Origin of the sequence: Dickeya ananatis (assembly GCF_019464615.1) — a bacterium.
Taxonomy (GTDB): Bacteria; Pseudomonadota; Gammaproteobacteria; order Enterobacterales; family Enterobacteriaceae; genus Dickeya; species Dickeya oryzae.
On record NZ_CP040816.1, the window covers coordinates 3,438,496 to 3,465,030 of the forward strand.

The following is a 26,535-nucleotide window of genomic DNA, read 5'->3' on the forward strand; positions in this document are numbered from 1 at the left end:
CAGCCGAAAGATCGCTAAGGTTGGGCGGTTAATTTTTCCCTTTTCAGGACGCCAGCTATGTCCAGTAACAGTCTGTCCGGCAACGAAAAAAATCTGTCCAATACGGCGCTTCCCGCCACTGTTCAACAACCCCGCTACGACCGCCAGTCGTTGAAGCCCCGCATCGTACACATCGGCTTTGGTGCATTTCACCGTGCCCATCAGGCGCTGCTAACCGATCGGGTGCTCAACCGTCAGGGCGGCGACTGGGGGATTTGCGAAGTGGTGCTATTTAGCGACGACTCCCTGATTTCCGCCCTGCGTCGTCAGGATCACCGCTTTACCGTGCTTGAGAAAGCCGCTAACGGTAATCAGGCCATCGTGGTGGGCGCCGTCTGTAAGTCGCTACACGCCCGTGTCGAAGGGATTGCGACCATTCTGGAACAACTGGCGGACCCTGTCGTGGCGATCGTATCGCTGACTATCACCGAAAAAGGTTACTGTCGCGCAGGCAACAAAGGCGAGCTGGATCAGAATAACCCGCTGGTTCAGCAAGACCTGGCCACCCCACGTCAACCGTCGTCAGTACCGGGCTTACTGGCCGAAGCGCTGCGCCTGCGTCGTGAACGCGGTATTGCGCCCTTCTCGGTGCTTTCCTGCGACAACGTTCCGGAAAACGGTAAAGTGACCCGACAAGTTGTCATGGATGCCGCTCGTTTGCAGGATCCCTCACTGGCGGACTGGATAGCACAACACGTGACCTTCCCCAATACCATGGTGGACCGCATCGTACCGGCCGCCACACCAGAAACGCTGACCCAGATAGCCGATGCTATTGGGGTTGCCGATCCTTGCGGTATCGCCTGTGAGCCCTTCATCCAGTGGGTGGTGGAAGACAAGTTTGTTGCCGGTCGCCCCGAGTGGGAACTGGCGGGAGCACAGTTGGTTGATGACGTACTGCCGTTTGAAGAGATGAAACTGCGTATGCTCAACGGTAGCCACTCTCTCCTGGCTTACCTCGGTTATCTGGCTGGCTACGAGCATATCAATGACGGTATGGAAGACCCGCACTACCGGCAGGCGGTACGCCATTTGATGTTGCAGGAACAGGCTCCGACCTTACAGGTTTCCGGCGTCGATCTGACCGCGTATGCCGACCAGTTGCTTGAGCGTTTTTCTAACCCGGCGTTGAAACACCGCACCTGGCAGATTGCGATGGATGGTAGCCAGAAACTGCCACAACGTATGCTGGCCTCACTGCGCTGGCATCTGGCGCATGGCAGCGACCACCGCGCACTAACGCTTGGCGTGGCGGGTTGGATGCGTTATGTCGGTGGCGTTGACGATGCCGGCCAGGCGATCGATATCCGCGATCCACTGGTCACCACCTTGCAGCAGGTTGTCAGCACAACCGCTGACAACGAAGAGCGCGTTCGCGGCCTGCTCGCCATCAATGCCTTGTTCGGCGATGATTTGCCCAACAACGCGCCGTGGGTAGCCGAGCTGACCAATGCCTACCTGTCGTTGCGTGATAACGGCGCGAAAGCAACCGTCGCCGCGCTATTCAGCCGCTAGTCAGTCTGTCACCAGAGCCGTGCAGGGAGTGCGCGGCTTTACTTTTCAGGCAAACACTCCGGCAGAGATTCCAGCACATCACCGGGCTGGCAGGCCAGCGCTTCGCATATTTTCTGCAACGTCTCGAACCGGATGCTCTTCACCTTACCGGATTTCAGCAATGACAGGTTTTGCTCTGTAATACCAATAAGTCTCGCCAGCTCGCGGGACTTCATCTTTTTCTGTGCCAGCAATACATCCAGCCTGATAACGATTGGCATAACCCGCCTTACCAACGATCTACCCATAACCCGATAAAATACACTGTCCGGCACAGTGAGATAAATCACACTTTGCGCGATGCATTGACGCAAGATCCCGACGAGATCACAATGCGGTCACAATTGCTCGCTATTTTTTACAATTATACTTGCTTTTTATTGGCCCACACGGCGAAATAGTGCCGATAGTTTCACCATTTCCGCTGATGTCACCACGAGTGACAGTTCCACTTTTTATCGTATAGCGATAAAAAAATACCCATTCCCGGTAAGACATTACGTTTTATCTGGCAGTAGCCGTGATCAAATTAAAAAAACTTATTTCATGATCTCCATGACAGATTCCTATTAAAAGCCGTCAGGGGCGGGATGGCTAGTTTACTTTTGTCGCAATCAGGCAAATGATAAGAACATAAGTTCATTTCAAATGAAATAATGTTTTAATATTGTTAGGCGAATTGATCATGAGTAAACCTATTACGTTTAAACACACGTTCTGCTACGGCAGCGCGAACTTGCTAGGCAGCGGTGCGTTAGCCATCAGTGGTGCCTGGTTAATGTACTTCTACACCACCTTCTGTGGCTTGACCCTGGTTGAAGCGGCGGCTATTTTCTCCGTCGCCAGCGTTATCGACGCGATCAGTAACCCGATAATGGGTTACATCAGTGATAACTTCTACAACACCCGTATTGGCCGCCTTTTCGGCCGTCGTCGTTTCTTCATCATGCTCGGTATCCCGCTGGTGCTGGTCTACCCGATGTTGTGGATGGAAGGTTTAGGGTTCTGGTATTACCTGTCGACCTACGTGTTGTTCGAGTTGATCTATACCTCCATCATGGTGCCATACGAAACGCTCGCCACCGAAATGACGACTGATTTCAAAGTTCGCTCAAAACTGACCGGCTCCAAGGCTATCTTCGGTAAAGTCGCCAATTTCCTGGCCGCGTTCATCCCAGGTCAGTTCATCGGGATCTACGGTAAAGACTCCGCCACACCGTTCTTCTACACCGGTCTGGCCTACGGTTTCATCATGTGCGCGGCGATGATCGCCCTTTACTTCACGTCCTGGGAACGTTCTCCGAACGAAGTGGCCCGCGAGCACACACAGAACCTGTTGCAGTCCCTGAAGAAACTCAGCATCGACATGGCTTCCACGTTCCGTCTGCGTATTTTCCGCAAACACCTTGGGATGTACCTGTTCGGTTTTGGTGCTGAATGGCTGTTTGCTTCCGCGTTCACGTACTTCATCGTCTTTGGCCTGAAGCAAAGCACCGCGGTGGTCTCCCAGCTCAACAGCTTCAGCTCCATCATGCAGTTTATCTCCACGTTCCTGTTTATCGGTATTTGCGTGAAGATGGGCTTTGGTCGCCCGTACCGCATGGCGTTGATGGTGGTGATCGTCAGTGTGATCGCGTATGCCGCGCTCTATTTCACCGGCTGGTCTCAGACCGCTACCATCGTCGTTTTGTTTGGTATTACCGCTATCTTTGGTTTGAGTACCGGTGGTATCTACTACATTCCGTGGACGGTCTACACCTTCCTGGCGGATGTAGACGAAGTGCTGACGGGGCGTCGTCGTGAAGGGATTTATGCCGGTGCCATGACATTCGCGGGCAAGATGGTACGCTCTGTCATCGTCTTCGCCATGGGCTGGATTTTGAGTCAGTTCGGCTTTGTCTCCGGCAAAGCCGCGCAACCGGAAAGTGCAGTACTGGCGATTATCGGTGTGTTCTCACTGGGTGTTATCGCACTGGCGATAGTCGCTATCTACTTCAGTGCTCAAATGCGTCTGGACCGTAAGAACCACATGATTTTGCTGCAGGAAATTGCACGTATCAAAGCAGGCGGTGCCATTGCTGATGCGCCTGCAGAAGCTCGCGCCGTTGCTGAAGAGCTTACCGGCTGGAAATACGAACAATGCTGGGGCAACAACCCGCTCGGCCTGCAACCGACTGAGCCTGAACCTGTCATTGCAACCTCTCCTCGCTAAGCCATGCCAGTCAACACAATGCCGCCCGAGGGCGGCATTGTCGTTTTTATACGGCTGGTCGGCGGGTTCACATGGCAGCATCGGTGAATACCACGCAGCCATGCCCGAGAAGACGCTCAGATCAGCGCCGCTTCCCGCAATTCACTTTTCAGGTAGGCATAATAAATAGGAGCAGCAATCACACCGGAAATACCGAATGCTGCCTCAAACACCAGCATCGCCAGCAGAATTTCCCAGGCATGCGCCTTGATGCGGGTGCCGACAATCTGCGCATTAAGGAAGTACTCCAGCTTGTGGATCAACATCAGGTAGACCAGCGACAACAGTGCTATCGGTAAAGAGATCGATAACGACGCGATGAACACCACGGAATTAGAAATCAGATTACCGATGACCGGCAGCAAGCCAAAAATGAAGGTAAGCGCCACCAGCGTTTTGGCAAATGGCAGATGAATGCCGAAACCGGGTAACAGACCTAAAATAAACAACGCCGACAGTACTGTGTTCACCAGTGAAATCTTCACCTGTGCAAACACAATATTGCGAAACGAGGACGACAACAGCGCGACCCGATGCATCAGCTCGGTTTTCAGCAAGGGTTTTTCCACCGTCGGCTCAATGTTATACAAAGAGATGATCGCGCCCAGGATCATGCCGATCAACATCGTGACAAAACCATGCAGGAAATCTTTCCCCATGTTTTGCAGCATCTCCACGTGCTTTTGTAGCCACATCACGAACTCATGCTGCAACTCTTCCACACTAACCGGCAGGTAGCCCGGTAGATAGGTCATGATCTGTTTTTGTACATCTTCGAGAATAAAGGCAATACGGGCGTTGAACACGCTGGTATCTTTCATTTCCTGCATCAACAACCCGACCAGCGAGCCGAAAATTACGCTCAGCAGGCAGACGACTAAGGTACTGATCACCGCCACGACTGCAAGACGGGCGCGTTTACCGCTGATCACCTTCTGGAAATACGGTGTCAGTAGATTAATGATTTCATACACCAGAAAGCCGGCGATAAAGCAGGCAAGCAGCCGCAACTCAATCAAGAGCAGCAACCCCCCAAGGATAAACGCAAAGCTCAGCAATCTGGCTTGTTTCACATTCAACAACTGCATACGACATCCTGTTTCTTACCGCGACGTCAGAAGGGAGTGCCACACCGACCAGCGACAAGGAAACCTTACGCCAGAGGGCGGCAATACCCTGACCTGAAATAATATTTCAGCAACCATTCTTAGCGTTTTGACTACGAAACACCAGCAGGATTAGCATCAATTTTGGTCATCTATCGTCGCGTTTGGTCACCTGCCGTATAGATAGGCCATATAACGTATAGATAGGCCATATAGATAGTGTCATCGCGGGAGATTCGTCAGGAACAATGAGAAACGACGCCTGACATGCGAGGTGCATCATCAGACAGTAAAAATACGAAAACCGGTGGATGTGGCACTTCCAGATAGCAAGATACGTTCATCCCGACCAATATCTTTTGCTCCGGCATACCCCGCCAGTAAAATCCCTGTGTCAAGATTAATATAGAAGGTACGTTTAACTATACCCCAAATAATTCGAGTTGTAGGACAACACGCTCGCGTGTTGAGCAACGCAACGCGTTGGCCCTTTAGGGCAAGGCTTATTAGAGCCTTGTCACGCGGCAAGTGAGTGACAAATTCGTTGGGAACGAATTTGACCAGCCAACGGCTGGCCTCTGGTGAGAGACAAGATGTCTCTCATTTCATCCCGATGAGCTTACTCAGGTAAGTGATTCGGGTGAACGACAAATCGGCATACGCCGATTTGAACGCTGCTTGCAGCGGCCCGAAGGGCAAGGCCCGTTTATGGGCCGAGTAACGCAGCCAACACACCTGCAACTTGAAGTATGAAGAGTATAAGAAAGTGTATTTAAATATGAATGATTTATTAGCTTGCTTGTGAAATTGATTATCGAAACGTATCGATATAAAGGCGGGACAAAAAATGAGGAATTAAAATGCGCTCAATATAATAGTAATAGCCAGTATAAAAGCATAAAAATTCACATCAACGAATAACATTGATAGTGTACAAATTTCATTTTCCTAATCGTTGGCTCGTTATGAAGCCATCGTCGCGGTCATGTCCCCGTCATCTTGATTGAGGATTAACAACGACAGAACTCTGTCTTCTACATTCAGCTTGGAAAACGAAAGTGTACTGAGCGGCTTTTTAGCGAAACCATCAGACAACAAATCCCAGGCGACATGTGTGCTCAGTAACTCGTTGTTAGTCATGAAATCCTGGTAAGCGAACCGAACGTTAACCGGCAAGACCTCATCAATAGAGGCAGGGACGGTAGCACCGGTACGCAAACCAAAATGTGCATTAAATGCGGAATTTGCACAGAGTATCTTGCATTTATCATCAATGACCGCAATTGCGCGTCTGTCATTGTGAACAGGGGCACTTAACATGCTCATGATTTCATTCTGCCCAAATATCAGACTCATATGTCCTCTGCTTCTTGCTATGTGAAATCTATCCCTCCTGAAGCAACCAGAGAATGTCGGCGCAGGAGTATATGGGGATAGTTTTTAAAGTCAGCCAGCAAATGTCTCTGGCAACCACAATAATCAAACCGTTGATATAATTAGAATCCAACCAACCTGAACAAGACATGATGAGTGATAACTTAATTTCCTACGTTATTACGTAGTCCAAAAAATAATAAGTATTATACTTTGGTAAATTATATCCCATTGCATCTGGCTGACTGAAAGTTGAAATTACCTATCATAATAATCAGCCTACTGGTTGCTACGGATTGCTTACAAAAAACACAATTCCGTAACTTATGAGCGGCATTACATGCGACCCTTTAGGCATTGTGAGCACTATATCCGCTTTCGCTGGAGGTCGATCGCTCAAATAAGGCCGATCTTTTGCTTGTTTGATCATATCGTCCGATCAAAATCTTGCTAATGATAGTTAATGCCAATTGAATAGTCATTTTCATTCACCGTTCCCTTTACGAGCTCAACGGGCCGCCCCAACCGGCAAAAACGTGAGCGAAATCGCATAAAACAGCGTACTTCCACAACGGCTTCCCCATGCTTCTCGATCTGGGACTACTCTTAAAAGCAAACATCTGGAAACCATTTCTGTAATGCGTGATCCATCGCGCAAAAAAGAAACAAATGTTAATGGCTCACTATTATTAACCATTGATTGACATAATATTAACAATGTTTAAGGAGAAGCGCTATGAGCCAATATAATAAACACCCTATACCTACCGCGATTGCGGAGAACGCCTTAATCACCGCCGAACAATATAAAAAGATGTATCAGGAATCGGTGCAAGATCCTGATTCTTTCTGGCGGGAACAAGGCAAGATCGTTGATTGGATCAAACCTTATCAGCAGGTCAAAAACACCTCTTTTGACCCAGGCCATGTTCGCATTCGCTGGTTTGAAGACGGTACGCTGAATGTCGCAGCGAACTGTCTCGATCGCCACCTTGCCACGCAAGGTGATCAAACCGCGATCATCTGGGAAGGTGACGATGCCAAAGAAAGCAAGACAGTCACCTACCGCGAGTTGTATCAGGCGGTTTGCCGTTTTGCTAACGTATTAAAAGCAAAAGGGATCCGCAAAGGTGATGTGGTCGCCATTTATATGCCAATGGTACCGGAAGCGGCTGTCGCGATGCTGGCTTGTGCCCGTATCGGTGCTGTACATTCGGTTATCTTCGGAGGGTTCTCCCCTGAATCGATCGCCGGGCGCATCGTCGATTCCAGCGCCAAACTGGTGATCACCGCCGATGAGGGGATCCGTGCCGGGCGCTCGATTCCACTGAAAAAGAACATCGATGAAGCACTGCGTAATCCTGCCGTTACCACCGTGAGCAATGTCATCGTTTTCCAGCGTACCGGCAAACCCGGTAACTGGCAGGATGGCCGCGATCTATGGTGGCACGAGCTGGTTGCTCAGGTGAGCGATGACTGCCCACCGGAAGAAATGAATGCCGAAGACCCCTTGTTTATCCTGTATACCTCCGGATCAACCGGTAAACCCAAAGGGGTTCTGCACACTACCGGGGGGTATCTGGTATACGCCGCCACAACGTTTAAGTATGTCTTTGATTACCATCCCGGCGATGTCTATTGGTGTACCGCCGACGTTGGTTGGGTCACCGGCCACAGCTATTTGTTGTACGGTCCTCTGGCCTGCGGCGCCATCACGCTGATGTTCGAAGGTGTACCCAACTGGCCAACCGCCAGCCGGATGGGACAAGTAGTAGACAAACATCAGGTCAATATTCTGTATACCGCTCCCACCGCTATCCGCGCATTAATGGCGGATGGCGACAAAGCGATCGAGGGCACCTCACGCCAGTCGCTCAAAATCATGGGTTCTGTGGGGGAACCCATCAACCCGGAAGCCTGGGAATGGTACTTCAAGAAAATTGGTAACAGCCGCTGCCCAATCGTCGATACCTGGTGGCAGACAGAGACCGGGGGATTCATGATCACCCCGCTACCCGGCGCGATTGAAGCCAAACCCGGTTCCGCAACGCTGCCGTTTTTCGGGGTACAACCCGCCTTGGTGGATAACGTCGGTAACCCACAAGACGGTGCCTGCGAAGGCAATCTGGTGATTACCGACTCCTGGCCGGGTCAGGCCCGCACGCTGTTTGGTGACCATGAACGTTTCGAACAGACCTACTTTTCTACGTTCAAAGGCATGTATTTCAGCGGTGACGGCGCGCGCCGTGATGAAGACGGTTATTACTGGATAACCGGCCGAGTAGACGACGTACTGAACGTGTCCGGACACCGTCTGGGGACAGCAGAAATCGAGTCTGCACTGGTATCACACCCGAAAATCGCCGAAGCCGCGGTGGTTGGCATTCCGCACAGTCTCAAGGGACAGGCTATCTATGCCTACATCACGCTCAATCATGGTGAAGAACCCACCAGCGAGTTGTACACCGAGGTGCGCAACTGGGTGAGAAAAGAGATCGGCCCGATTGCGACTCCCGATATTCTGCATTGGACCGATGCACTACCGAAAACCCGATCCGGCAAAATCATGCGCCGTATTCTGCGCAAGATTGCAGCCGGGGATACCAGCAATCTGGGTGATATATCTACCCTCGCCGATCCTGGCGTAGTAGAGAAATTGCTGGAAGAAAAACAAGCCATGGGCAATACACCGTCTTAACCGTTATCCGATAGATAAAAACAGCGCCGCCCGCACCAGGTAACAATATGTTGTTGGTAACAATATGTTGTTCTGGTGTGTGGTGGCACCTGAAAAACAGTCGTCTGTTAAGGCGACGCGACTTATCTGACTGGAGATTTATGATGAATGATCTCATTTATCAACGGATTGAAGATAACCCGCTATTTAAAGAACTGGTTCAGAAACGGCAACGTTTTGCCGCCTTTCTTTCGCTGATCATGCTGGTGTTGTACGTCGGTTTCATTCTGTTGATCGCCTTTGCACCGGGCTGGCTGGGAACGCCGATTGCGCCTGGAGCGGGGACGACCCGCGGCATCCCGTTGGGTATCGGGCTCATTATCATTTCTTTTGTGCTTACCGGTATTTACGTCTACCGAGCCAATGGTGAATTCGACCGCCTGACCAAAGCATTGCTAAATGAGGTGCAAAAATGAAAAGCCGCATTTTCCTGCTGACCGGTCTTCTGGGGCTACCAATATGGGCGCAAGCGGCGGATGCCGTTTCCGGCAACGTTCAGAAACAACCGCTAAATATCCAGGCTATCGTACTGTTTGTGTTATTTGTGGCGGCAACGCTCTATATCACCTACTGGGCATCCAAGCGCACCCGTTCGCGTAGTGATTACTATACAGCGGGTGGTAATATCACCGGCTTTCAAAACGGGCTGGCGATTGCGGGCGACTACATGTCCGCCGCCTCGTTTCTCGGCATTTCGGCGCTGGTATATACTTCCGGCTTTGACGGCCTTATCTACTCGCTTGGTTTTCTGGTGGGGTGGCCGATCATTCTGTTCCTGATAGCAGAGCGGCTGCGTAACCTTGGTCGCTATACCTTCGCTGACGTGGCTTCTTACCGATTGCAGCAAAAACCTATCCGTACCCTGTCGGCCTGTGGCTCGTTAGTGGTCGTGGCGCTATACCTGATAGCCCAGATGGTGGGTGCCGGTAAGCTCATCCAGTTGCTGTTTGGGCTGAATTACCATGTCGCCGTGGTGTTGGTTGGCATTCTGATGGTGATGTACGTGCTGTTTGGCGGCATGCTGGCTACCACCTGGGTGCAAATCATCAAAGCGGTCTTGTTGCTGTGTGGCGCGACCTTCATGGCAATCATGGTGCTGAAAACGGTCAATTTCAGCTTTGACAGCCTGTTCACCGAAGCCACCAAGGTTCACGCGAAAGGCATCGCCATCATGAGACCCGGTGGCCTGGTATCCGACCCGGTTTCCGCCTTGTCTCTTGGGTTGGGGTTGATGTTCGGTACGGCGGGTCTGCCGCATATCCTGATGCGTTTCTTCACCGTCAGCGATGCCAAAGAAGCGCGTAAGAGCGTGCTCTTTGCTACCGGTTTCATGGGGTATTTCTACTTCCTGACCTTCATTATCGGCTTTGGTGCGATTCTGCTGGTAAGCTCCAACCCGGCATTCAAAGATGCAGCAGGCGCGTTAATCGGCGGCAATAATATGGCGGCGATACATCTGGCCAATGCGGTCGGCGGTAACTTCTTCCTGGGCTTTATCTCCGCCGTGGCCTTCGCCACTATTCTGGCGGTGGTGGCCGGGCTGACGCTGGCGGGTGCATCTGCGGTATCGCATGACCTGTACTCGAATGTTATCAAGAAAGGCCAGGCCACTGAGCGTGACGAACTGAGAGTATCCAAACTGACGGTACTGGCGCTAGGGATCATCGCTATCCTGCTGGGGATTTTGTTCGAAAACCAGAATATCGCCTTTATGGTGGGTCTGGCGTTCTCGATTGCCGCCAGTTGTAACTTCCCGATTATCCTGCTGTCGATGTACTGGTCGAAGCTGACCACTCGCGGGGCAATGATCGGCGGCTGGGCTGGGTTGTTAACGGCCGTCATTCTGATGATTCTGGGGCCGACCATCTGGGTGAAAATTCTCGGTCACGCTACCCCAATCTACCCCTATGAATACCCTGCGCTGTTCTCAATGCTGGTAGCGTTTATTGGTATCTGGTTTTTCTCCATTACCGATAACTCCGCCAATGCAATCGAAGAACGCGGCAAATTCAAGGCGCAATTCATCCGTTCACAAACCGGCCTTGGCATCTCCAAGGGTTCATCTCACTAACACGAGACAAGCGCAAACGTACAACAAAAACCGGGGAGCCTGCTCCCCGGTTTTTTTACACCTTCTCGCTGAGCACCGCTTCCAGCAAATCCAGCTCCCGCAGCATCTTTTGCAGCGTTTCATTACTGATGCGCTGCGTGGCACGCAGGTGATACAGCTCGGCACGCTCAGCACTGACCGCCGCCAGACGAAAGCGCCGCTCCAAATTCTCAACCGCCATATTGTTTTCCAGTTCATCGGTGCCTGCCACACGCCGATGCAGCATACCGATGACGCGGGCACTGACCTCCGCCAAGATTTGATCATCCAGATTCTCTTCCCTGTCTGCCGCCAGACGCTCCTGCATTTTTTTAAGGCAATCGATAGCGACCTGTGCCATCGTCACCCGCGCCATGCGTTCCTCTTTTTTCTGCATGCTGTGATCCGTCATGGTAATCCCCCGTAGTAGCAGCGGTAGCGCCACTACGCCGCACAACAGTGAAAACAGGATCACACCGGTAGCAATAAATACCAGTTGATAACGGGATGGGAACGGCTCACCGCCACTCAGAAACAACGGGATAGACAGCACACCCGCCAGCGTAATGGCACCACGCACACCGGCAAAGGTACTGATCCAGATTTCACGCGCGGTATAGCGGGCAAACAACATCGGGCGCTTATTCTGCACATAGCGGCTGTAGAGTTTCATCAGCCACAACCAGGCAAAACGCAACAACAACAAGGCGCAATAGATCAATGCGATATCAGCAAACAGCAGCCAGGTTTCAATGGTAGGATCCAGTTCCGCCTGCACAATCGACTCTTCAATCACGCCCGGCAGTTGCAGCCCCAGCATCAGGAACACCATTCCGTTGAACACAAATTCCAGCATGTTCCACACGCCGTTAGCCCGCAAGCGCATGTTGAGCGGTGCCTGTCTCAGCAGTTGCGTTCGACTGATCGTCATACCCGACGCGACCGCAGCCAAAATGCCCGACACACCGAAATGCTCGGCAATCAGGTAAGCGGCAAATGGCAGCAGCAGTAGCAATACGATCTGCGTGGCGGCATCATCATCGTTTTGATGACCGAGCAGCGACAGGGATTTGCTGTACACCCAGGTGATGCCGATCCCGGCCAACAAGCCCCCTAGTGCTACCTGCAAGAACGCCAGCGTCGCGCCGGACACAGTAAACACCATGGTGCCCATGGCAATCGCCACGGCAAACTTGAGCGACACCAGCGCAGAGGCGTCATTCATGAGCGCCTCCCCTTGCAGGATCCCCATCAGTTTTTTAGGGATCCGGTCTTCACCGACGATACCGGACAACGCGACCGCATCAGTGGGAGACAACACAGCAGCCAGTGCAAACGCCGCCACCAACGGCATTTCCGGGATCATCCAATGCAGCAGGTAACCAATACCCACCACGGTAATCACCACCAGCACCAGTGCCAGCCCCAGAATTTCGCGCATATGATGCAAGAACTCACGGGTCGAGGTTTTCCAGCCGTCAGCAAACAGCAACGGCGGGATAAACAACACCATGAACAACTCAGGATTAAAGTCGACATGCAGGCCGAACTGTGGCCACGCCAACATGGCGCCAAGTGCAATCTGCATCAATGGCAGTGGTATCTGGAAAGGCAGGAGGCGCGTCATCACGCCGGAAAGCGACACGATCAACGTCATGATCAGAATGGTGAAAAATATTTCCATGTGTTCCTTGGTTAATTGCCGTTACATGAAAGGACTCCGGGTAGCTACCATTAGGGCGGACTGCGCTCACCAATGGGTGATCTTTATGAATAATAACAAGATATTGTGTGATGAACAGAAAACGATGACAAAAAATCATCACATTGGCATCACAGGATAAAAAAGGGGAACCCCTGTTCCCCTTCGTGCCAGATACGGTAAAACGGGTTTACAGCGCCCAGCCGCCAGCGTAAAAGGCCACCAACGCCACAGCGATAATCACCGTGCCGACATTCAGCTTGCGCCATTCGCCGGAGAAAAGACGGCCCAGCACCAGTGATCCAAAACCCAGCATGATGCCGGTCACAATGTTACAGGTCAGTACGATGAATACCGCACACACCAGGCCGGACATCGCATCGACAAAGTCGTTGAAATCGAGTTTGGACACATTGCTCAGCATCAGCAGGCCGACATACATCAGCGCAGGTGCTGTGGCATAAGCAGGTACCAGATAGGACAACGGCGACAGGAACAGGATCAGCAGAAACAACACGCCAACTACCGTCGCAGTCAAACCGGTTTTGCCACCTGCGGCAGTACCCGCCGCCGACTCAATGTAGACCGCCGCCGGAGAGGTTCCCACCAGGCTGGAGAAAATGCTACTGATGGAGTCAGCTGTCAGCGCACGTCCACCGTTGATAATCTGTCCGTCTTTATCCAGCAGGTTAGCCTGACCGGCCACCGCGCGGATGGTACCCGTCGCGTCAAATACCGCCGTCATCACCAGTGCCAGCACACTCGGCAACACCACCGGCTGCAACGCGCCTTTGATGTCGAGGCTGAAAATCAGCGACTGACCATTGGCATCCGTCAGGCTCGGCAACGCAAACAGCCCTTGGTATTTCACGTTCGGATCAAAAATCAGGCCGATGACCGAAATAGCGACGATCACCAGCAGGATCCCACCCGGTACGCGACGTTTTTCAAGACCGATGGTTGCCGCCAGACCAATCAGCGACATCACCACCGGAAACGCGGTGAAATGCCCCAATGCCACCGGTAAACCATCGATCGGGTTTTTAATGACCAGACCGATGCCGTTCGCCGCAATGATCAGTAGGAACAACCCGATACCAATACCCGCACCGTGCGCCACGCCCATGGGCAGATTGCGCAGGATCCAGGAACGGATGCCGGTCGCAGAAATCACCGTGAACAGCACGCCCATCATGAAGATAGCGCCCAGTGCTACCGGCACACTGATATGCTGCCCCAGCACCAGACTAAAAGCAGTAAACGCCGTCAACGAAATCGCGCAACCAATCGCCATCGGCAGGTTGGCCCACAATCCCATCAGCAGGGAACCGAGCCCCGCCACCAGGCAAGTGGCGACAAACACAGCCGCAGGCGGAAAGCCTGCTTTGCCCAGCATGCCGGGTACGACGATGACCGAGTAAACCATCGCCAGAAACGTGGTCAGACCCGCCAGCACTTCCTGACGAACGCTGCTACCGCGCTGTGTAATCTTGAAAAAGGCATCAAGCGCGCCTGCGGGACGAGCCGCATCGTCAGCCTGACGAGTGGTATTGGACATGGTATATCCCCTGAAATGTCGTTGTTATCAAATGCTATTGGTTATCAAACGCCGGGTTATCACCGCACGGTGGCCGGCATCTGGTCAACATTCGAAAAACGGTGTAAATCAACGTCCTTGCCAGACGCCGTAAACCTGCCGCTTTCCCCTGCCATCCTGACACGCAAACGATTAACCATTGCGTTACAGAGCGGCTGAATCCTGCCAGTTGTTGTTGAGGCGGCAGATTATCCTGCCTTCGGGACATCCATTTCAACTGCTATTCCCTGCATACGCATCATGGTTGTGCTGAAAATGGTGCCAACCCTGCGCAACACAGCGCTGACACAGCCCCCCACCTGGCAACCGGCCAACATCGTTCACATAGCAATACATTGAGTATGAAAGAAAATAAAACCATGGTTCAGGAAGAGCAGACTGTACGTTTATTTTTTTGTGATGGAGTTCACAAAAAAAGTTGACCGCTGCCTGAGCTGGGTATATCTTTAAAACCGTGAACAACGTCACATAAATAATGAATCACATAGAGGAATACGACAATGAAACTGTTGCACAAAATTATCGCCATGTTTGAAAACTTCAACATCCACTTCGGTACGTTCAACCAGTAATTATTTTATGCGTAGGGGGAAACACCATGAGTCTTGTCCGTCAAATCACTCAACTACTAAAAGCGCTGGGCAAAACCTACCGCGGTGTCCGTCCTTACGCGCTGTTCCGTTAATCATCAAATCATTCTCTCCTTCTTGAATTGTGGCAGCCCTCGGGCTGCCACTTTTTTTATCTCTTTTTTATACTGGTTCGTTGTACCGAATGTTATCGGTACAACGACGCCTCGCCACACGGACGCGTCTTGAAACGGCGATGCAGCCATAGGTATTGTTCCGGTGCGCGCAGAATTTCCCGCTCTATTACCCGGTTCATGTATTGCGCGGCCTGCTGTTGATCCTCACTCGGATAATCTTCCAGCTCCGGCTCAATCACCAACTGATATCCCTGACGGTTTGGTTTGCGAATCAACACGGTGGTGATCATCGCCGGCTTGGCTAACCGATGAATGGTGAAGGTACCGCTGGTCGTAGCTGCCTGATCCACCGCAAAGAACGGCGCGAACACGCTACCTTTGGGGCCATAGTCCTGATCAGGCGCAAACCATACTGCTTCGCCGCTTTTCAGCGCCTGCACCATGCCACGCAAATCTTTGCGATCAATCATCGCTTTATTGGAACGGGAACGTCCCCAGGTCTGCACCAGCTCCATGACTTTATTGTTATGGCGTCGATACATCGCCATCATCGGCTGGCATAGCCCCATCGCGCGGCCGCCTAATTCCAGCGACATAAAGTGAATGCCTATCACCATCACACCACGTTGCTCACGCCCCGCCTGCTGAAGGTTTTCAAAACCGGATACCTCGAACCAGGCTTTGACTCGCCGATCCGACCAAAACCAGGCCATGCCCGTTTCCATCAGCGCCATCCCCAACGATGCAAAATTCGCCTCCAGCAGCATGTCACGCTGCGATGCCGACATATCGGGAAAGCACAGCTCCAGATTACGACGCGCGATGTTCACCCGCCGCTTAAGAAAATGGCGGGAAGTACGCCCCAGCCAGCTTCCCAGCCGCATCAGTAGCGGATAAGGCAGTTGTACCAGCAGAAATAACACCGCCAGGCCGAACCACAGCAGCCAGTAGCGAGGATGGAACAAGTCCTTAGTAAAGGTTTGTTGAGTCATTATCGAATATCTTATTGAAAGTCATACCAGCCAGTTTTAACAAACCAGCCATGTACGACTGCTATGTCAGTATCCAGACAGCACGAAGGAAAACACAGTTAATGTGAAAAACGGTCAATGTGAAAAGAGGAAAAACAGGCGGCAGAGAACGCGCCAATAAATCCCATGCCTCTCTGCCACTACGAGGTTACCCAGATTACCCGAAATCGGTCCCGGAAAGGAGAGCATCGAGTGTAAAGATTGTGAACAACCACCATACGTTCTTCGTCAGGCGCGGGTTGCCAGAATCACACTCGAAGCCTTAACCAAGGCAATCACGGCAGAACCTGCGTATAACCCCATCTCCTGTACACTGTCATTGGTTACACTGGCGGTCAGCTTTAATCCTTTGGTAGTGGTGATGTGAACCGTCGCGTTCACTGCACCGTCGACAATACGATTAACCGTGCCGCTAAACTGGTTACGGGCCGAGAAATTCAGGCCACAATCTGCCGATGCCAGAATCACCCATGGCGCTTTGATCAACGCCAGCGCAGGTTTACCTGGCGCCAGCCCAAGCGTCACCACACTATTGCGAGTGATGACCGTGGTGAGTGCTTCTCCGCTTTCCAGCGTTAGCACCACTTCACTGTTAACGGCCCCCTCGGTGACACTGGCCACCGTGCCGTTTAATTGGTTTCGTGCAGAAACGGACATATCCCCTCCTGGATGAATCAGTGAATAACCCCTAAATCGGATGAAGCGTATCCATCAAACGCTTTTTCCCTCCTCAGCACAAGCCATCCGCGTTGGTTTTATTTTCTGGAAACGACTGTCACCAAATCGTCACTGACCTGCCATGCCTTTGCAGTATTCCCCGCACAGCATATGTGTTCCGTTTTTACGGGAATTCGTTGACTGGCATTAACCATCACCATGCGAAAACTATCACCATGCAAAAAAACTGGCTCCCTTGGGTGATTCTGTCGCCTTCTTTGTTGTTTCTACTGCTGTTTACCTATTTTCCGCTGTTGCGCTCCGTTTATGACAGCTTGTTCGATACCCGCATGGCTAGCGCGAATGCGCCATTTGTCGGTTTGGGAAATGTGATTCGCCTGTTGGATGACACCGTTTTCTGGCGTGCCGTATCCAATAATCTGATCTACATCCTGTTGACGGTCATCCCCGGCGTGGTACTGGCGCTGATATTAGCCGTCGCGTTATGGGAAAACCACGCGGTCAATCGCTGGCTGCGCACCGCCTTCTTCTTCCCGATGATCATTCCGATGGTCAGTGCCGCCGCGCTGTGGCTGTTTATCTTCATGCCCGGTATCGGCTTGCTGGATTATTACCTGGCCAAACTGTTCGGTCCGATGAACAACAACTATCTGGGTCGTAGCAATAGTGCTCTGCTGGCACTCGCGCTGATTGGCGTGTGGAAATTCGCTGGCTATTACATGCTGTTCTTTTTGGCTGGTCTGCAGAGTATCCCGCCGTCAACTCGTGAAGCCGCCGTCATGGAAGGCGCTACACCAACACAGGTATTTTTCCGCGTCACGTTGCCGCTGCTGCGCCCGACGCTGAGCTTCGTCATTACCACGGCGCTGATTTACTCCATCACCCAGATTGACCACGTTGCAGTAATGACCCACGGTGGACCGGATAACGCCACTACCGTGCTGCTGTATTACATCCAGAATTTAGCCTGGGACACCCATGACCTCGGCAAAGCCTCCGCTGCGACCTTTCTGACACTGGCCGGTCTGTTCATCTTCTCGCTGATTAACCTGAAAGTACTCGAGAAAGGGGCACATTATGAGCGTTGATATTTCCCCCGCCGTTGTCTGCTCGACACGGGCCCCGTTACCGACCTGGCTGCGCTGGCGCCAGTCAAGGCGCGCCACCCTGAGTCTACTGATGATCTGTGCCGCGCTGCTCTGGGTCAGCCCGTTTATCTGGATGCTGTCATCCGCCTTTAGCGCCACCACCTTTGGTACCGGCATGGCCTCACTGTTACCACGCTGGCCATTGACGCTGGACAACTTCCGTGATGCCTGGCAAAGCGCTGACTGGATAAGCCTCTATGCCAACACGATTTTCTTTACCTTTGGCACCTTTTTCATCCAGTTACTGACCATCACCACCGCGGGTTACGTGTTCGCCTGCCACGAGTTTCGCGGCAAGCAGACACTGTTTCTGCTGTTTTTGGTGCAGTTGATGATCATGCCGGTCGTGATGATGGTCCCGAACATGATGACGCTGAAGGCATTCGGTCTGCTCAATACGTTGACCGGCGTGATGATGCCCTATTTCACTTCAGCATTTGGCGTGTTTCTGATGCGCCAGGCGTTCCTGTCCATTCCCAAAGAGATTGAAGAAGCTGCGCTGATGGAAGGATGTCGTTGGTGGCAAGTGGTATTTCGCGTACTGCTGCCGATGTCCTGGCCTTCCATTTTGGCGTTTGCCACCGTCAGCATTACCTATCACTGGAACGAATATCTGTGGCCACTGATGATGCTCAACGACCCGGACAAACAGGTATTGACCGTCGGGTTAGTGTCATTCGCGATGGGCGCAGAGTCTGGTGGTCAGTGGGGAATGATCAGTGCCGGTACGCTGATGGTATGCCTGCCGTTAATGCTGGCGTTTATCGCTTTCCAAAAACAGTTCCTGAGAAGTTTTGGTTTTTCAGGAATAAAATAAGGGGTTTTTCATGCTTTTAGCACAAATTTCTGATACTCATTTTCGAAGCACAGGGCAAAAACTGTACGATTTTATCGATATCAATGCCGGTAACGCCGATGTGGTATCACAACTGAACGCGCTCACCGAACGCCCGGACGCGGTGGTGGTCAGCGGCGATATCGTCAACTGCGGCCTTGCGTCGGAATATCAGGTCGCCCGCCAGATTTTAGGTAGCCTCAACTACCCCTTGTACATTATTCCCGGCAACCACGACGACAAAACGCATTTTCTGGAATATTTGCAGCCACTGTGCCCCCAGTTGGGTAACGATCCACAAAATATGCGTTACGCGATTGATGATTTCGCCACGCGGTTGCTGTTTATCGACTCCAGCCGTGCTGGGACATCCAAAGGCTGGCTGACGGAAGAGACCCTGTCCTGGCTGGAAGCACAACTGGCACGTGATGACAAACCTACCGCCGTCTTTATGCATCACCCACCGCTGGCTCTCGGCTCCGCCCAGATGGACCGCATCGCCTGTGAAAACGGGCACCGCCTGCTGGAACTGGTGGAGCGTTTTCCGTCGCTGGTGCGCATTTTCTGCGGTCACAATCATTGCCTTATCATGACGCAGTACCGTCAGGCGATCATCGCCACCGTTCCGGGTACGGTTCATCAGGTGCCCTACTACCACGAAGATACTCGCCCTTATTACGACATGTCCCCGCCTGCCTGCCTGATGCACCGTCAGATTAATCAGCAGTGGGTAAGCTACCTGCACCCGCTGTCGCATTATGCCGGTCCATGGTTGTACGACGAAAAAATCAGTTGCCCGGTGGATGCGCGTTAATGGCCATGTTACGACTGCACAACGTCAGCAAACAATTTGACGATAAACCGGCACTACATTCCCTTTCACTGGAGATCGCCGATGGCGAATTTCTGGTGCTGGTCGGGCCGTCCGGCTGTGGTAAAAGTACCCTGCTACGCTTACTGGCCGGGCTGGAAACGGTAAGCGACGGCGAAATTTGGCTGGATGGCGATAACATTACCGCCCAATCCCCACGTGAGCGGAACTTCGCGATGATCTTTCAGAACTACGCGCTGTTTCCCCACCTGACGGTGAAAGAAAACATCACCTTTGGTATGCAAATTCGCCATGAACCCAAAGCAAGCTGGCAGCCGCGGCTGGAAAAAGTGGCGCACCTGCTGCAACTGGATACCTTGTTGGATCGCAAACCAGGCAAGCTGTCTGGTGGTCAGCGCCAACGCGTCGCGATGGCACGCGCCATTGTACGCGACCCAAAACTGTTTTTGATGGATGAACCGCTGTCCAATCTGGATGCCCGACTGCGCACCGAGGTACGCGACGGTATTATGGCACTGCATCAGCAACTCAAGACCAGCACCGTTTACGTCACCCACGACCAGATAGAAGCCATGTCGATGGCGGATCGCATCGTCGTCATGAATAACGGCGAGGTCCAACAGGTCGGCACCCCGGAACAACTGTACGCTTTCCCGACCAACCTGTTTGTCGCCAGTTTCATCGGCTCACCGGCCATGAACATTATCACCCTGCCTTGCAGCGGCGGCATGGTTCAGATTGGAGAAAAAACACTTCCTCTGCCCCCCCACGCGGCACATCTTCAGTACGTGTTCTTCGGTATCCGCCCGGAACACCTCACCGATACGCCAGAAGCAGAACAGCATACGCATCACGTGTCCGGTACCGTGACGCAACGAGAATTGATGGGCGCAGACTATCTGCTGCACATCAGCACGCCAATCGGCGAACTACGCTACAGCCGCAAAAATCGCGGCGATATCCCGATGGTCGGCGACACCGTCAACCTCGGCTTTTCACCTTTTGATGTTCATCTTTTTCATGCTGAAACACAGCAGAATATATACCAGGAGATCCCCCATGCATAAGCCCCTGAAACAGCGGTTACAGGCGCTCACTCTCGGCATTTCGCTGGCCTTTAGCGCGTCGGCGCTGGCCAAACAGAACATCGATTTCATGTTCCCAGCCCCGGTGGATGGCAAACTGACGATGGAAATGACGCGCATCATCAAAGAATTCAACAATTCCCAGCAGGATGTCGAAGTGCGGGGAATTTTCACCGGTAACTACGACACCACCAAAATGAAAGCGGAAGCGGCGCAAAAAGCCGGTCAGCCACCGGCATTGGTGATTATGTCCGCCAACTTCACGACCGACCTGGCGCTGAAAAATGAAATCCTGCCGATGGATGAGCTATTCAAATACGGTAATGAACAAGCCGGTACGTTTTTAACCAATGAGTTCTGGCCAGCCATGCACAAAAACGCCCAGGTGATGGGCGTGACCTACGCGATCCCGTTCCACAACTCCACCCCGATCCTCTACTACAACAAAAACCTGTTTGAAAAAGCCGGGATAGCGCAGCCGCCGCAAACCTGGCAAGAACTGCTGGCCGACGCGAAAAAGCTGACCGACCAGAGCAAAGGCCAGTGGGGTATCATGCTGCCTTCAACCAATGACGACTACGGCGGCTGGATTATCTCCTCGCTGGTGCGCGCCAATGGCGGCAACTACTTCAACGAAAACTATCCAGGTGAGGTTTATTACAACAGCCCGACCACCATCGGCGCGCTGCGTTTTTGGCAGAACCTGATCTACAAAGATAAAGTGATGCCATCCGGCGTGTTGGATTCTAAACAAATCAGTGCCGCCTTCTTCTCCGGCAAACTGGGCATGACAATGCTGAGCACCGGCGCGCTGGGGTTCATGCGTGAAAACACCAAAGACTTTGAGCTGGGTGTCGCCATGTTGCCTGCCAAAGAGCAGCGAGCAGTACCGATCGGCGGTGCCAGTCTGGTCAGTTTCAAAGGTATCTCGGATGAGCAGAAAAAAGCAGCTTACCAATTCCTGAGCTATCTGGTCAGCCCGCAAGTTAATGGTGCCTGGAGTCGCTTCACCGGCTATTTCTCACCGCGCAAAGCCGCGTACGACACGCCGGAAATGAAAGCGTATCTGCAGCAGGATCCTCGTGCCGCCACGGCGCTGGAGCAGTTGAAATACGCACATCCGTGGTACTCCACCTATGAAACTGTGGCGGTGCGCAAAGCGATGGAAAACCAGCTGGCTGCCGTAGTGAATGATGAGAAGGTGACGCCTGAGGCCGCCGCCAAAGCCGCCCAGCAGGAAGCGGATACCATCATGAAGCCTTACGTTGATCAGACTGCGTTAGCCCCGATAAAGTAATCTATCGACGCACATGATGCTGTACTTACGATGCCGGCCTGACCGGCATCATTTTTTATCAAGGGTATCAGCGCACTCGGTCGCCGGAGCCTTTACCGACTACCGTTTGTACCAGATAGGTAAAGTAGTGCTTCACCGACAGGGTCTGAATCATCTTCTGATCCCACTCGGCCAGTTTTTGCGGTGTGGACATGTCGATGGCATTCACCTGCGCCAGCCCGGTTATGCCCGGCAACACATCAAAGACGCCACGCGCCTGGCGTTCGGCAATCAGTTCTTGTTGATTAAACAGACAAGGACGCGGCCCGACCAGACTCATTTCGCCCCTCAGTACATTGATCAACTGAGGCAATTCATCCAGTTTGGTTTTACGCAAAAACGCCCCTAAGCGGGTCACCGAGCTACGACTGGCAAGATGTGTCGCCACTGACTCAGTCGCTACTGCCATGGTGCGAAACTTGATCAGATTAAATGGCCGCTGATTCCGCCCAACGCGTTGCTGGATAAAAACCGGCGACCCCGTATCAAATAATCCCAACACATAAACGATCAGCATCACCGGCCACAAACACAGCAATCCCACCAACGCCAGTAAGATATCCAGAACACGCAACATAATAATCGGTCAACCTTCTTTGGATAAAGACTCAGATGCGCCGGGTATTTCCGACAGAAACGCCCGCGCCGTGATGGCAATCGCCTGATGATAGGAAACGGCTGGCTGCCAGCCAAGCTGTCGCTGGGTTTCACTCACATCGACCTGCAATGAGCCCAGCAGGCGATCCGCCACCGCAGATTTTCCCAACAGTGTTGCAGCACCTTTCAGTACCCACGACGGCAGCGGCCAGCAGCGGTTTTTAACCCCCAGCGCCATGGCCATGTCCGCCAACAAGTCAGCGGTAGAGACATCATGACAGTCTGACACCAGCCACACCCGTCCAGGCGCCTGCGGATGACGCACACTGAGCAATATCAGGTCAGCCACATTGTCAACAAACACCAGACTACGTTGATTATGTACCGCCGCCAGCGGCAACGGCACGCCTTTGTGAACCCAATTCATCATGGCGCGGAAGTTGGCTTTTACACCGGGGCCATACACTAACGGTGGGCGAATAATCACCACCTCCAGGCCTGTCTCCTGGGACAAACGCATCAGGCCTTGCTCCGCCTCATACTTACTCAAACCGTAAGGGTCGAGCGGTGGCACGGCCACATCCGGCTGAAAAGGTGCCCCCGGCTGCGTTGCCTCGCCATTCACTTTAATTGAACTCACAAAAACAAAACGCTTCACACCCGACGCCGCCGCCTGCTGCGCCAGACGCAATGTCCCTGCGACATTGGTTTCCCGGTACAATGCCAGCGCATCACGGCCATCTTGCATCTGGTGAACTCTGGCGGCGCAATGCACAACCGCATCCACGTCCTGCAGTGCCGGTGCCCAGTCTGTCGTCGCACCCAGATTGGCGCGAATCATGTCACTGTCAGTTGCGTTACTACGTTCGCTACCATGTAAAACACAGCGCACGCCTTGCTCATTCGCCAACGCAACTACCCGGTTACCGATAAACCCCCGGCTTCCCGTTACTAAGATTTTCAATGAGATTACCTTCCTGAATAGCCCGGCTCATAATACCCGGCATAACGCCATAACTAAAATTAAGATGAGCACATCTGGTCAAGACATGGCTAGACCACTAAAATAGTCCGCTAATACCACTCTATTGTCGCACACGGACATTCAGGCTCTGATGTTTAAACTTATTCCGCTTTTGCTTAACGCAGAGCGTGCCACCAAACGCATAGTGACTGTATTCTATGACGTTGTTGCCATTGTGGCCTCATTGTATCTGGCCGTTGCCGTCCGTTTAGGTACCACTGATTTTCCAATCGGCTCAGCTGAAATAGCCAGTGTCGTTGTCACGTTATCCATCACAATCCTGGTCTTCATTCGTTGTGGCATGTACCGCGCCGTACTGCGCTATATGATGCTGCCCGCAATGGGGTATGTATTTCTATCGGTTATTTTATCCGCTGTCAGCCTGGCGCTGAGTAGCTTCTTTTTTCAGTCTTTTGTTCCACGCAGCGTACCGTTTATTTACGCGGGTCTGGCGACTCTCGCTTTGGGCAGCCCTCGCGTACTCATCCGAACCTTCTATTACCACTACTATAAACGCCAGAAACCGAACGTGTTTATTTACGGAGCAGGGGCGACCGGGCGAGATTTGCTTTATGCGTTGATTCAGGGAGATGAATATCACCCCGTTATCATCCTTGATGATGACGAGAAGAAAGTAGGCCAAATCATTTGTGGTATCAAAGTACACCACAGTAATGAATTCGAGAAACTAAAACCGCTCTACCAGCCTGTAAAGTTACTTTTAGCCATCAATAACATACAAAAAGGTCAGCGATTAAGATTACTTGAAAGGCTCTCCCACTGGCCCATCGAAGTACAGTCCGTTCCCTCGGTTGAAGATATCGCCGCCGGCAAAGCAACGGCGACAGAGATACGTGACCTGGATGTTGCTGACCTGCTGGGACGTGAAGCGGTTGCCCCCGATAAAAACCTGATGGCGAAAAACATTACGGGAAAATCGGTGATGGTGACAGGCGCTGGCGGTTCGATAGGCTCTGAGCTGTGCCGCCAAATTCTGGCCCAGCGCCCAAAAACGTTGGTGTTGTTTGAACTCAATGAGTACAACCTCTATACCATCGATCAGGAACTGCAGGGTATCAAAAAACGCCTCATGCTTGAGACAAAAATCGTCACCGCATTAGGTTCGGTACAAAAGCAAAACCGGGTACAAAAGCTGATTCATACCCATCAAGTCGAAACGATTTACCATGCCGCCGCTTACAAACATGTGCCATTAGTTGAAGAGAATGTGATTGAAGGGATCCGCAATAACGTATTTGGTACATTGGCCTGTGCCGAAGCAGCGATAGCCGAAGGGGTAAAAAATTTCACGCTGATCTCCACAGACAAAGCGGTACGCCCAACCAATATCATGGGCACCAGCAAACGGATGGCGGAATTAATTTTACAAGCATTGGCTGAGCGACAAAACCAGACAATATTCACCATGGTCCGATTTGGGAACGTACTGGGGTCATCGGGCTCTGTTGTCCCACTGTTTAAAAGGCAGATCCGTCAGGGTGGCCCGGTTACCGTGACACACCCGGATATTATCCGTTATTTCATGCTCATTCCTGAAGCATCACAGTTGGTTATACAGGCGGGCGCAATGGGAATTAACGGGCAGGTGTTCGTGCTGGATATGGGCGAACCGGTCAAAATACTCGATTTAGCCCGCAGGATGATCAACCTGATGGGGATGAAAAGCTACATAGAAGGGCAAGGACACGCTGAAGAAGGCGATATCGCGATTAAATTCACAGGATTACGCCCAGGGGAGAAACTCTACGAAGAGTTATTGATCGGCGAAAATGTTGAAGGCACCAGTCACCCGAAAATTATGACTGCCCAGGAAGAGAAGCTGAGCTGGCAAGAGATGGAGCAGTTACTAGATAAACTGGATAAGAATTGCCATGAATTTGATGTTGAAGCAATTAAAGAACTCTTATTAGATGCTCCGACTGGCTATTCTCCCATATTAAATAAAAAGGCTTGATACATTGACCATGCTTTATATTTCTGTTGTCAGTCACAATAGTGATGCTCTCATCATAGAGAATGACATTTTATCTAAGTTAGCTGAAGATTTCACTGTTGTACTAAAATGCAACACACCAGCAACAGCATCATTGATTGAATACACTAAGAAAGCAGCCATTACACTGCTTGATCAGAATTACGGCTTGGGGTTTGCTCAAAACAATAATTTTGTTTATGACTACTGCTGTAAAACATTAAGCATGTCCGACTCTGATCAATTCCTCGTGTTAAACCCTGATGTACTTATTGATAAAAATGAATTAGCCAAACTATATGCCATAGTCCAACAAGAGAAACCAGATATATGTACAATCAACCTTTTCAAAGACAAAGATAAACGTCAAGTTGAAGACTCAATAAAGAAATTCCCATCTTTACTGACACCATGGATTGCGATGTTCAAGAAATCGCGCCCGGATACATATGATAAATCTAAAATCAATGCTCCCATGTGTATTGATTGGGCAGCTGGTTCCTTTCTACTTTTTCAGACTGGCATTTATAAGAGACTGAATGGATTCAATGAAAAATTCTTTATGTACTTTGAAGATGTCGATATTTGTAGAAGGGCTAAAGAAAAAGGACTGAGCATTATTTACTACCCAGAATTAAAAGCTGTTCATCTGGGGGCATACAGTAACAGAAAGATTTTTTCGCAGCATTTTAAATGGTATATGCGTAGTTATCTACGATACCATTTTACAATCTAATAAGTATTAGAAAAACTGGAAGCTATCTGGTTATGCTCTTACATCAGTAAATGAACCATTACTGATGTAAGATATCGAAGAGCTA

General features: G+C 51.6%; 21 protein-coding genes. 12 read left to right on the plus strand and 9 right to left on the minus strand.

Translation table 11 applies throughout. The features are described 5' to 3' along the window. Window positions 1–57: 57 nt before the first annotated feature. A complete protein-coding gene (locus FGI04_RS15210; RefSeq protein WP_342700101.1) occupies window positions 58–1,554 on the plus strand; it encodes a mannitol dehydrogenase family protein in 1,497 nt (498 codons plus the stop codon). A 38-nt stretch (window positions 1,555–1,592) separates the two neighbouring features. Here FGI04_RS15210 and FGI04_RS15215 read toward each other — a convergent pair whose 3' ends face one another. Further along, window positions 1,593–1,814, minus strand: a complete 222-nt coding sequence (locus FGI04_RS15215) for a helix-turn-helix domain-containing protein (protein WP_342700102.1) — start codon at window positions 1,812–1,814, stop codon at window positions 1,593–1,595. A 464-nt stretch (window positions 1,815–2,278) separates the two neighbouring features. Between FGI04_RS15215 and FGI04_RS15220 the strand changes: the two genes are divergently transcribed. Next, on the plus strand, window positions 2,279–3,805 hold the full coding sequence (locus tag FGI04_RS15220) for an MFS transporter (protein WP_342700103.1): 1,527 nt from the start codon (window positions 2,279–2,281) through the stop codon (window positions 3,803–3,805). 116 nt (window positions 3,806–3,921) lie between these two features. Here FGI04_RS15220 and FGI04_RS15225 read toward each other — a convergent pair whose 3' ends face one another. Further along, window positions 3,922–4,932 (minus strand): AI-2E family transporter, encoded by a 1,011-nt coding sequence (locus tag FGI04_RS15225; RefSeq protein ID WP_168364960.1) that lies wholly within the window; start codon window positions 4,930–4,932, stop codon window positions 3,922–3,924. A 981-nt stretch (window positions 4,933–5,913) separates the two neighbouring features. After that, window positions 5,914–6,306 (minus strand): transcriptional regulator, encoded by a 393-nt coding sequence (locus FGI04_RS15230; protein WP_342700105.1) that lies wholly within the window; start codon window positions 6,304–6,306, stop codon window positions 5,914–5,916. A gap of 754 nt (window positions 6,307–7,060) precedes the next feature. On the opposite strand from FGI04_RS15230, the gene acs reads away from it, so the two are divergent. The 3 genes from acs to actP all read left to right on the plus strand — a co-directional run bounded on the left by acs (window position 7,061) and on the right by actP (window position 11,132). Continuing rightward, entirely contained in the window at window positions 7,061–9,022 is a 1,962-nt protein-coding gene (acs, locus tag FGI04_RS15235; protein WP_407274586.1) for an acetate--CoA ligase, read from the plus strand. Window positions 9,023–9,165: 143 nt separating this feature from the next. Beyond that, window positions 9,166–9,477, plus strand: a complete 312-nt coding sequence (locus tag FGI04_RS15240; RefSeq protein ID WP_342700132.1) for a DUF485 domain-containing protein — start codon at window positions 9,166–9,168, stop codon at window positions 9,475–9,477. Next, window positions 9,474–11,132, plus strand: coding sequence for a cation/acetate symporter ActP (gene actP, locus FGI04_RS15245; RefSeq protein WP_342700107.1), 1,659 nt, complete (start codon window positions 9,474–9,476; stop codon window positions 11,130–11,132). The genes FGI04_RS15240 and actP overlap by 4 nt, the downstream gene beginning before the upstream one ends. 55 nt (window positions 11,133–11,187) lie before the next feature. Here actP and FGI04_RS15250 read toward each other — a convergent pair whose 3' ends face one another. The 4 genes from FGI04_RS15250 to FGI04_RS15265 form a co-directional block, all read right to left on the minus strand. Continuing rightward, a complete protein-coding gene (locus FGI04_RS15250; RefSeq protein WP_342700108.1) occupies window positions 11,188–12,834 on the minus strand; it encodes a Na+/H+ antiporter in 1,647 nt (548 codons plus the stop codon). A 208-nt stretch (window positions 12,835–13,042) separates the two neighbouring features. Then, window positions 13,043–14,410, minus strand: a complete 1,368-nt coding sequence (locus FGI04_RS15255; protein ID WP_342700109.1) for an NCS2 family permease — start codon at window positions 14,408–14,410, stop codon at window positions 13,043–13,045. A gap of 816 nt (window positions 14,411–15,226) precedes the next feature. Further along, window positions 15,227–16,150 (minus strand): kdo(2)-lipid IV(A) palmitoleoyltransferase, encoded by a 924-nt coding sequence (gene lpxP, locus FGI04_RS15260; protein ID WP_407274717.1) that lies wholly within the window; start codon window positions 16,148–16,150, stop codon window positions 15,227–15,229. A 264-nt stretch (window positions 16,151–16,414) separates the two neighbouring features. Continuing rightward, window positions 16,415–16,843: a TOBE domain-containing protein gene (locus FGI04_RS15265; protein WP_342700111.1), complete on the minus strand. Its 429-nt coding sequence runs from the start codon at window positions 16,841–16,843 to the stop codon at window positions 16,415–16,417. 236 nt (window positions 16,844–17,079) lie between these two features. Here FGI04_RS15265 and FGI04_RS15270 point away from each other — a divergent pair, with 236 nt between their 5' ends. Genes FGI04_RS15270 through FGI04_RS15290 form a run of 5 tightly spaced genes read left to right on the plus strand, consistent with a single transcriptional unit; the run spans window position 17,080 to window position 22,061 of the window. Beyond that, window positions 17,080–17,952 (plus strand): carbohydrate ABC transporter permease, encoded by an 873-nt coding sequence (locus tag FGI04_RS15270; RefSeq protein WP_407320906.1) that lies wholly within the window; start codon window positions 17,080–17,082, stop codon window positions 17,950–17,952. Further along, the gene (locus FGI04_RS15275) at window positions 17,942–18,829 is read left to right on the plus strand and encodes a carbohydrate ABC transporter permease (RefSeq protein ID WP_342700113.1); all 888 of its coding nucleotides are present in this window, start codon (window positions 17,942–17,944) and stop codon (window positions 18,827–18,829) included. Before FGI04_RS15270 ends, FGI04_RS15275 begins: the two co-directional genes overlap by 11 nt. Window positions 18,830–18,839: 10 nt before the next feature. Beyond that, a complete protein-coding gene (gene gpdQ / locus FGI04_RS15280; RefSeq protein ID WP_407274585.1) occupies window positions 18,840–19,661 on the plus strand; it encodes a glycerophosphodiester phosphodiesterase GpdQ in 822 nt (273 codons plus the stop codon). Then, entirely contained in the window at window positions 19,661–20,746 is a 1,086-nt protein-coding gene (locus FGI04_RS15285; RefSeq protein WP_407320904.1) for an ABC transporter ATP-binding protein, read from the plus strand. The genes gpdQ and FGI04_RS15285 overlap by 1 nt, the downstream gene beginning before the upstream one ends. Beyond that, window positions 20,739–22,061 (plus strand): ABC transporter substrate-binding protein, encoded by a 1,323-nt coding sequence (locus FGI04_RS15290; protein WP_407336951.1) that lies wholly within the window; start codon window positions 20,739–20,741, stop codon window positions 22,059–22,061. Before FGI04_RS15285 ends, FGI04_RS15290 begins: the two co-directional genes overlap by 8 nt. Window positions 22,062–22,128: 67 nt before the next feature. On the opposite strand, the gene FGI04_RS15295 is transcribed toward FGI04_RS15290, so the two are convergent. After that, window positions 22,129–22,677, minus strand: a complete 549-nt coding sequence (locus tag FGI04_RS15295; RefSeq protein WP_342700116.1) for a sugar transferase — start codon at window positions 22,675–22,677, stop codon at window positions 22,129–22,131. A gap of 9 nt (window positions 22,678–22,686) precedes the next feature. Continuing rightward, window positions 22,687–23,661 (minus strand): UDP-glucose 4-epimerase family protein, encoded by a 975-nt coding sequence (locus FGI04_RS15300; protein ID WP_407320903.1) that lies wholly within the window; start codon window positions 23,659–23,661, stop codon window positions 22,687–22,689. 151 nt (window positions 23,662–23,812) lie between these two features. Here FGI04_RS15300 and FGI04_RS15305 point away from each other — a divergent pair, with 151 nt between their 5' ends. Together FGI04_RS15305 and FGI04_RS15310 are read left to right on the plus strand one after the other, a co-directional pair. Beyond that, window positions 23,813–25,696, plus strand: coding sequence for a polysaccharide biosynthesis protein (locus tag FGI04_RS15305; protein WP_407274583.1), 1,884 nt, complete (start codon window positions 23,813–23,815; stop codon window positions 25,694–25,696). A gap of 10 nt (window positions 25,697–25,706) precedes the next feature. Further along, window positions 25,707–26,450 (plus strand): glycosyltransferase, encoded by a 744-nt coding sequence (locus tag FGI04_RS15310; RefSeq protein ID WP_342700119.1) that lies wholly within the window; start codon window positions 25,707–25,709, stop codon window positions 26,448–26,450. The last annotated feature ends 85 nt before the right edge of the window (window positions 26,451–26,535 follow it).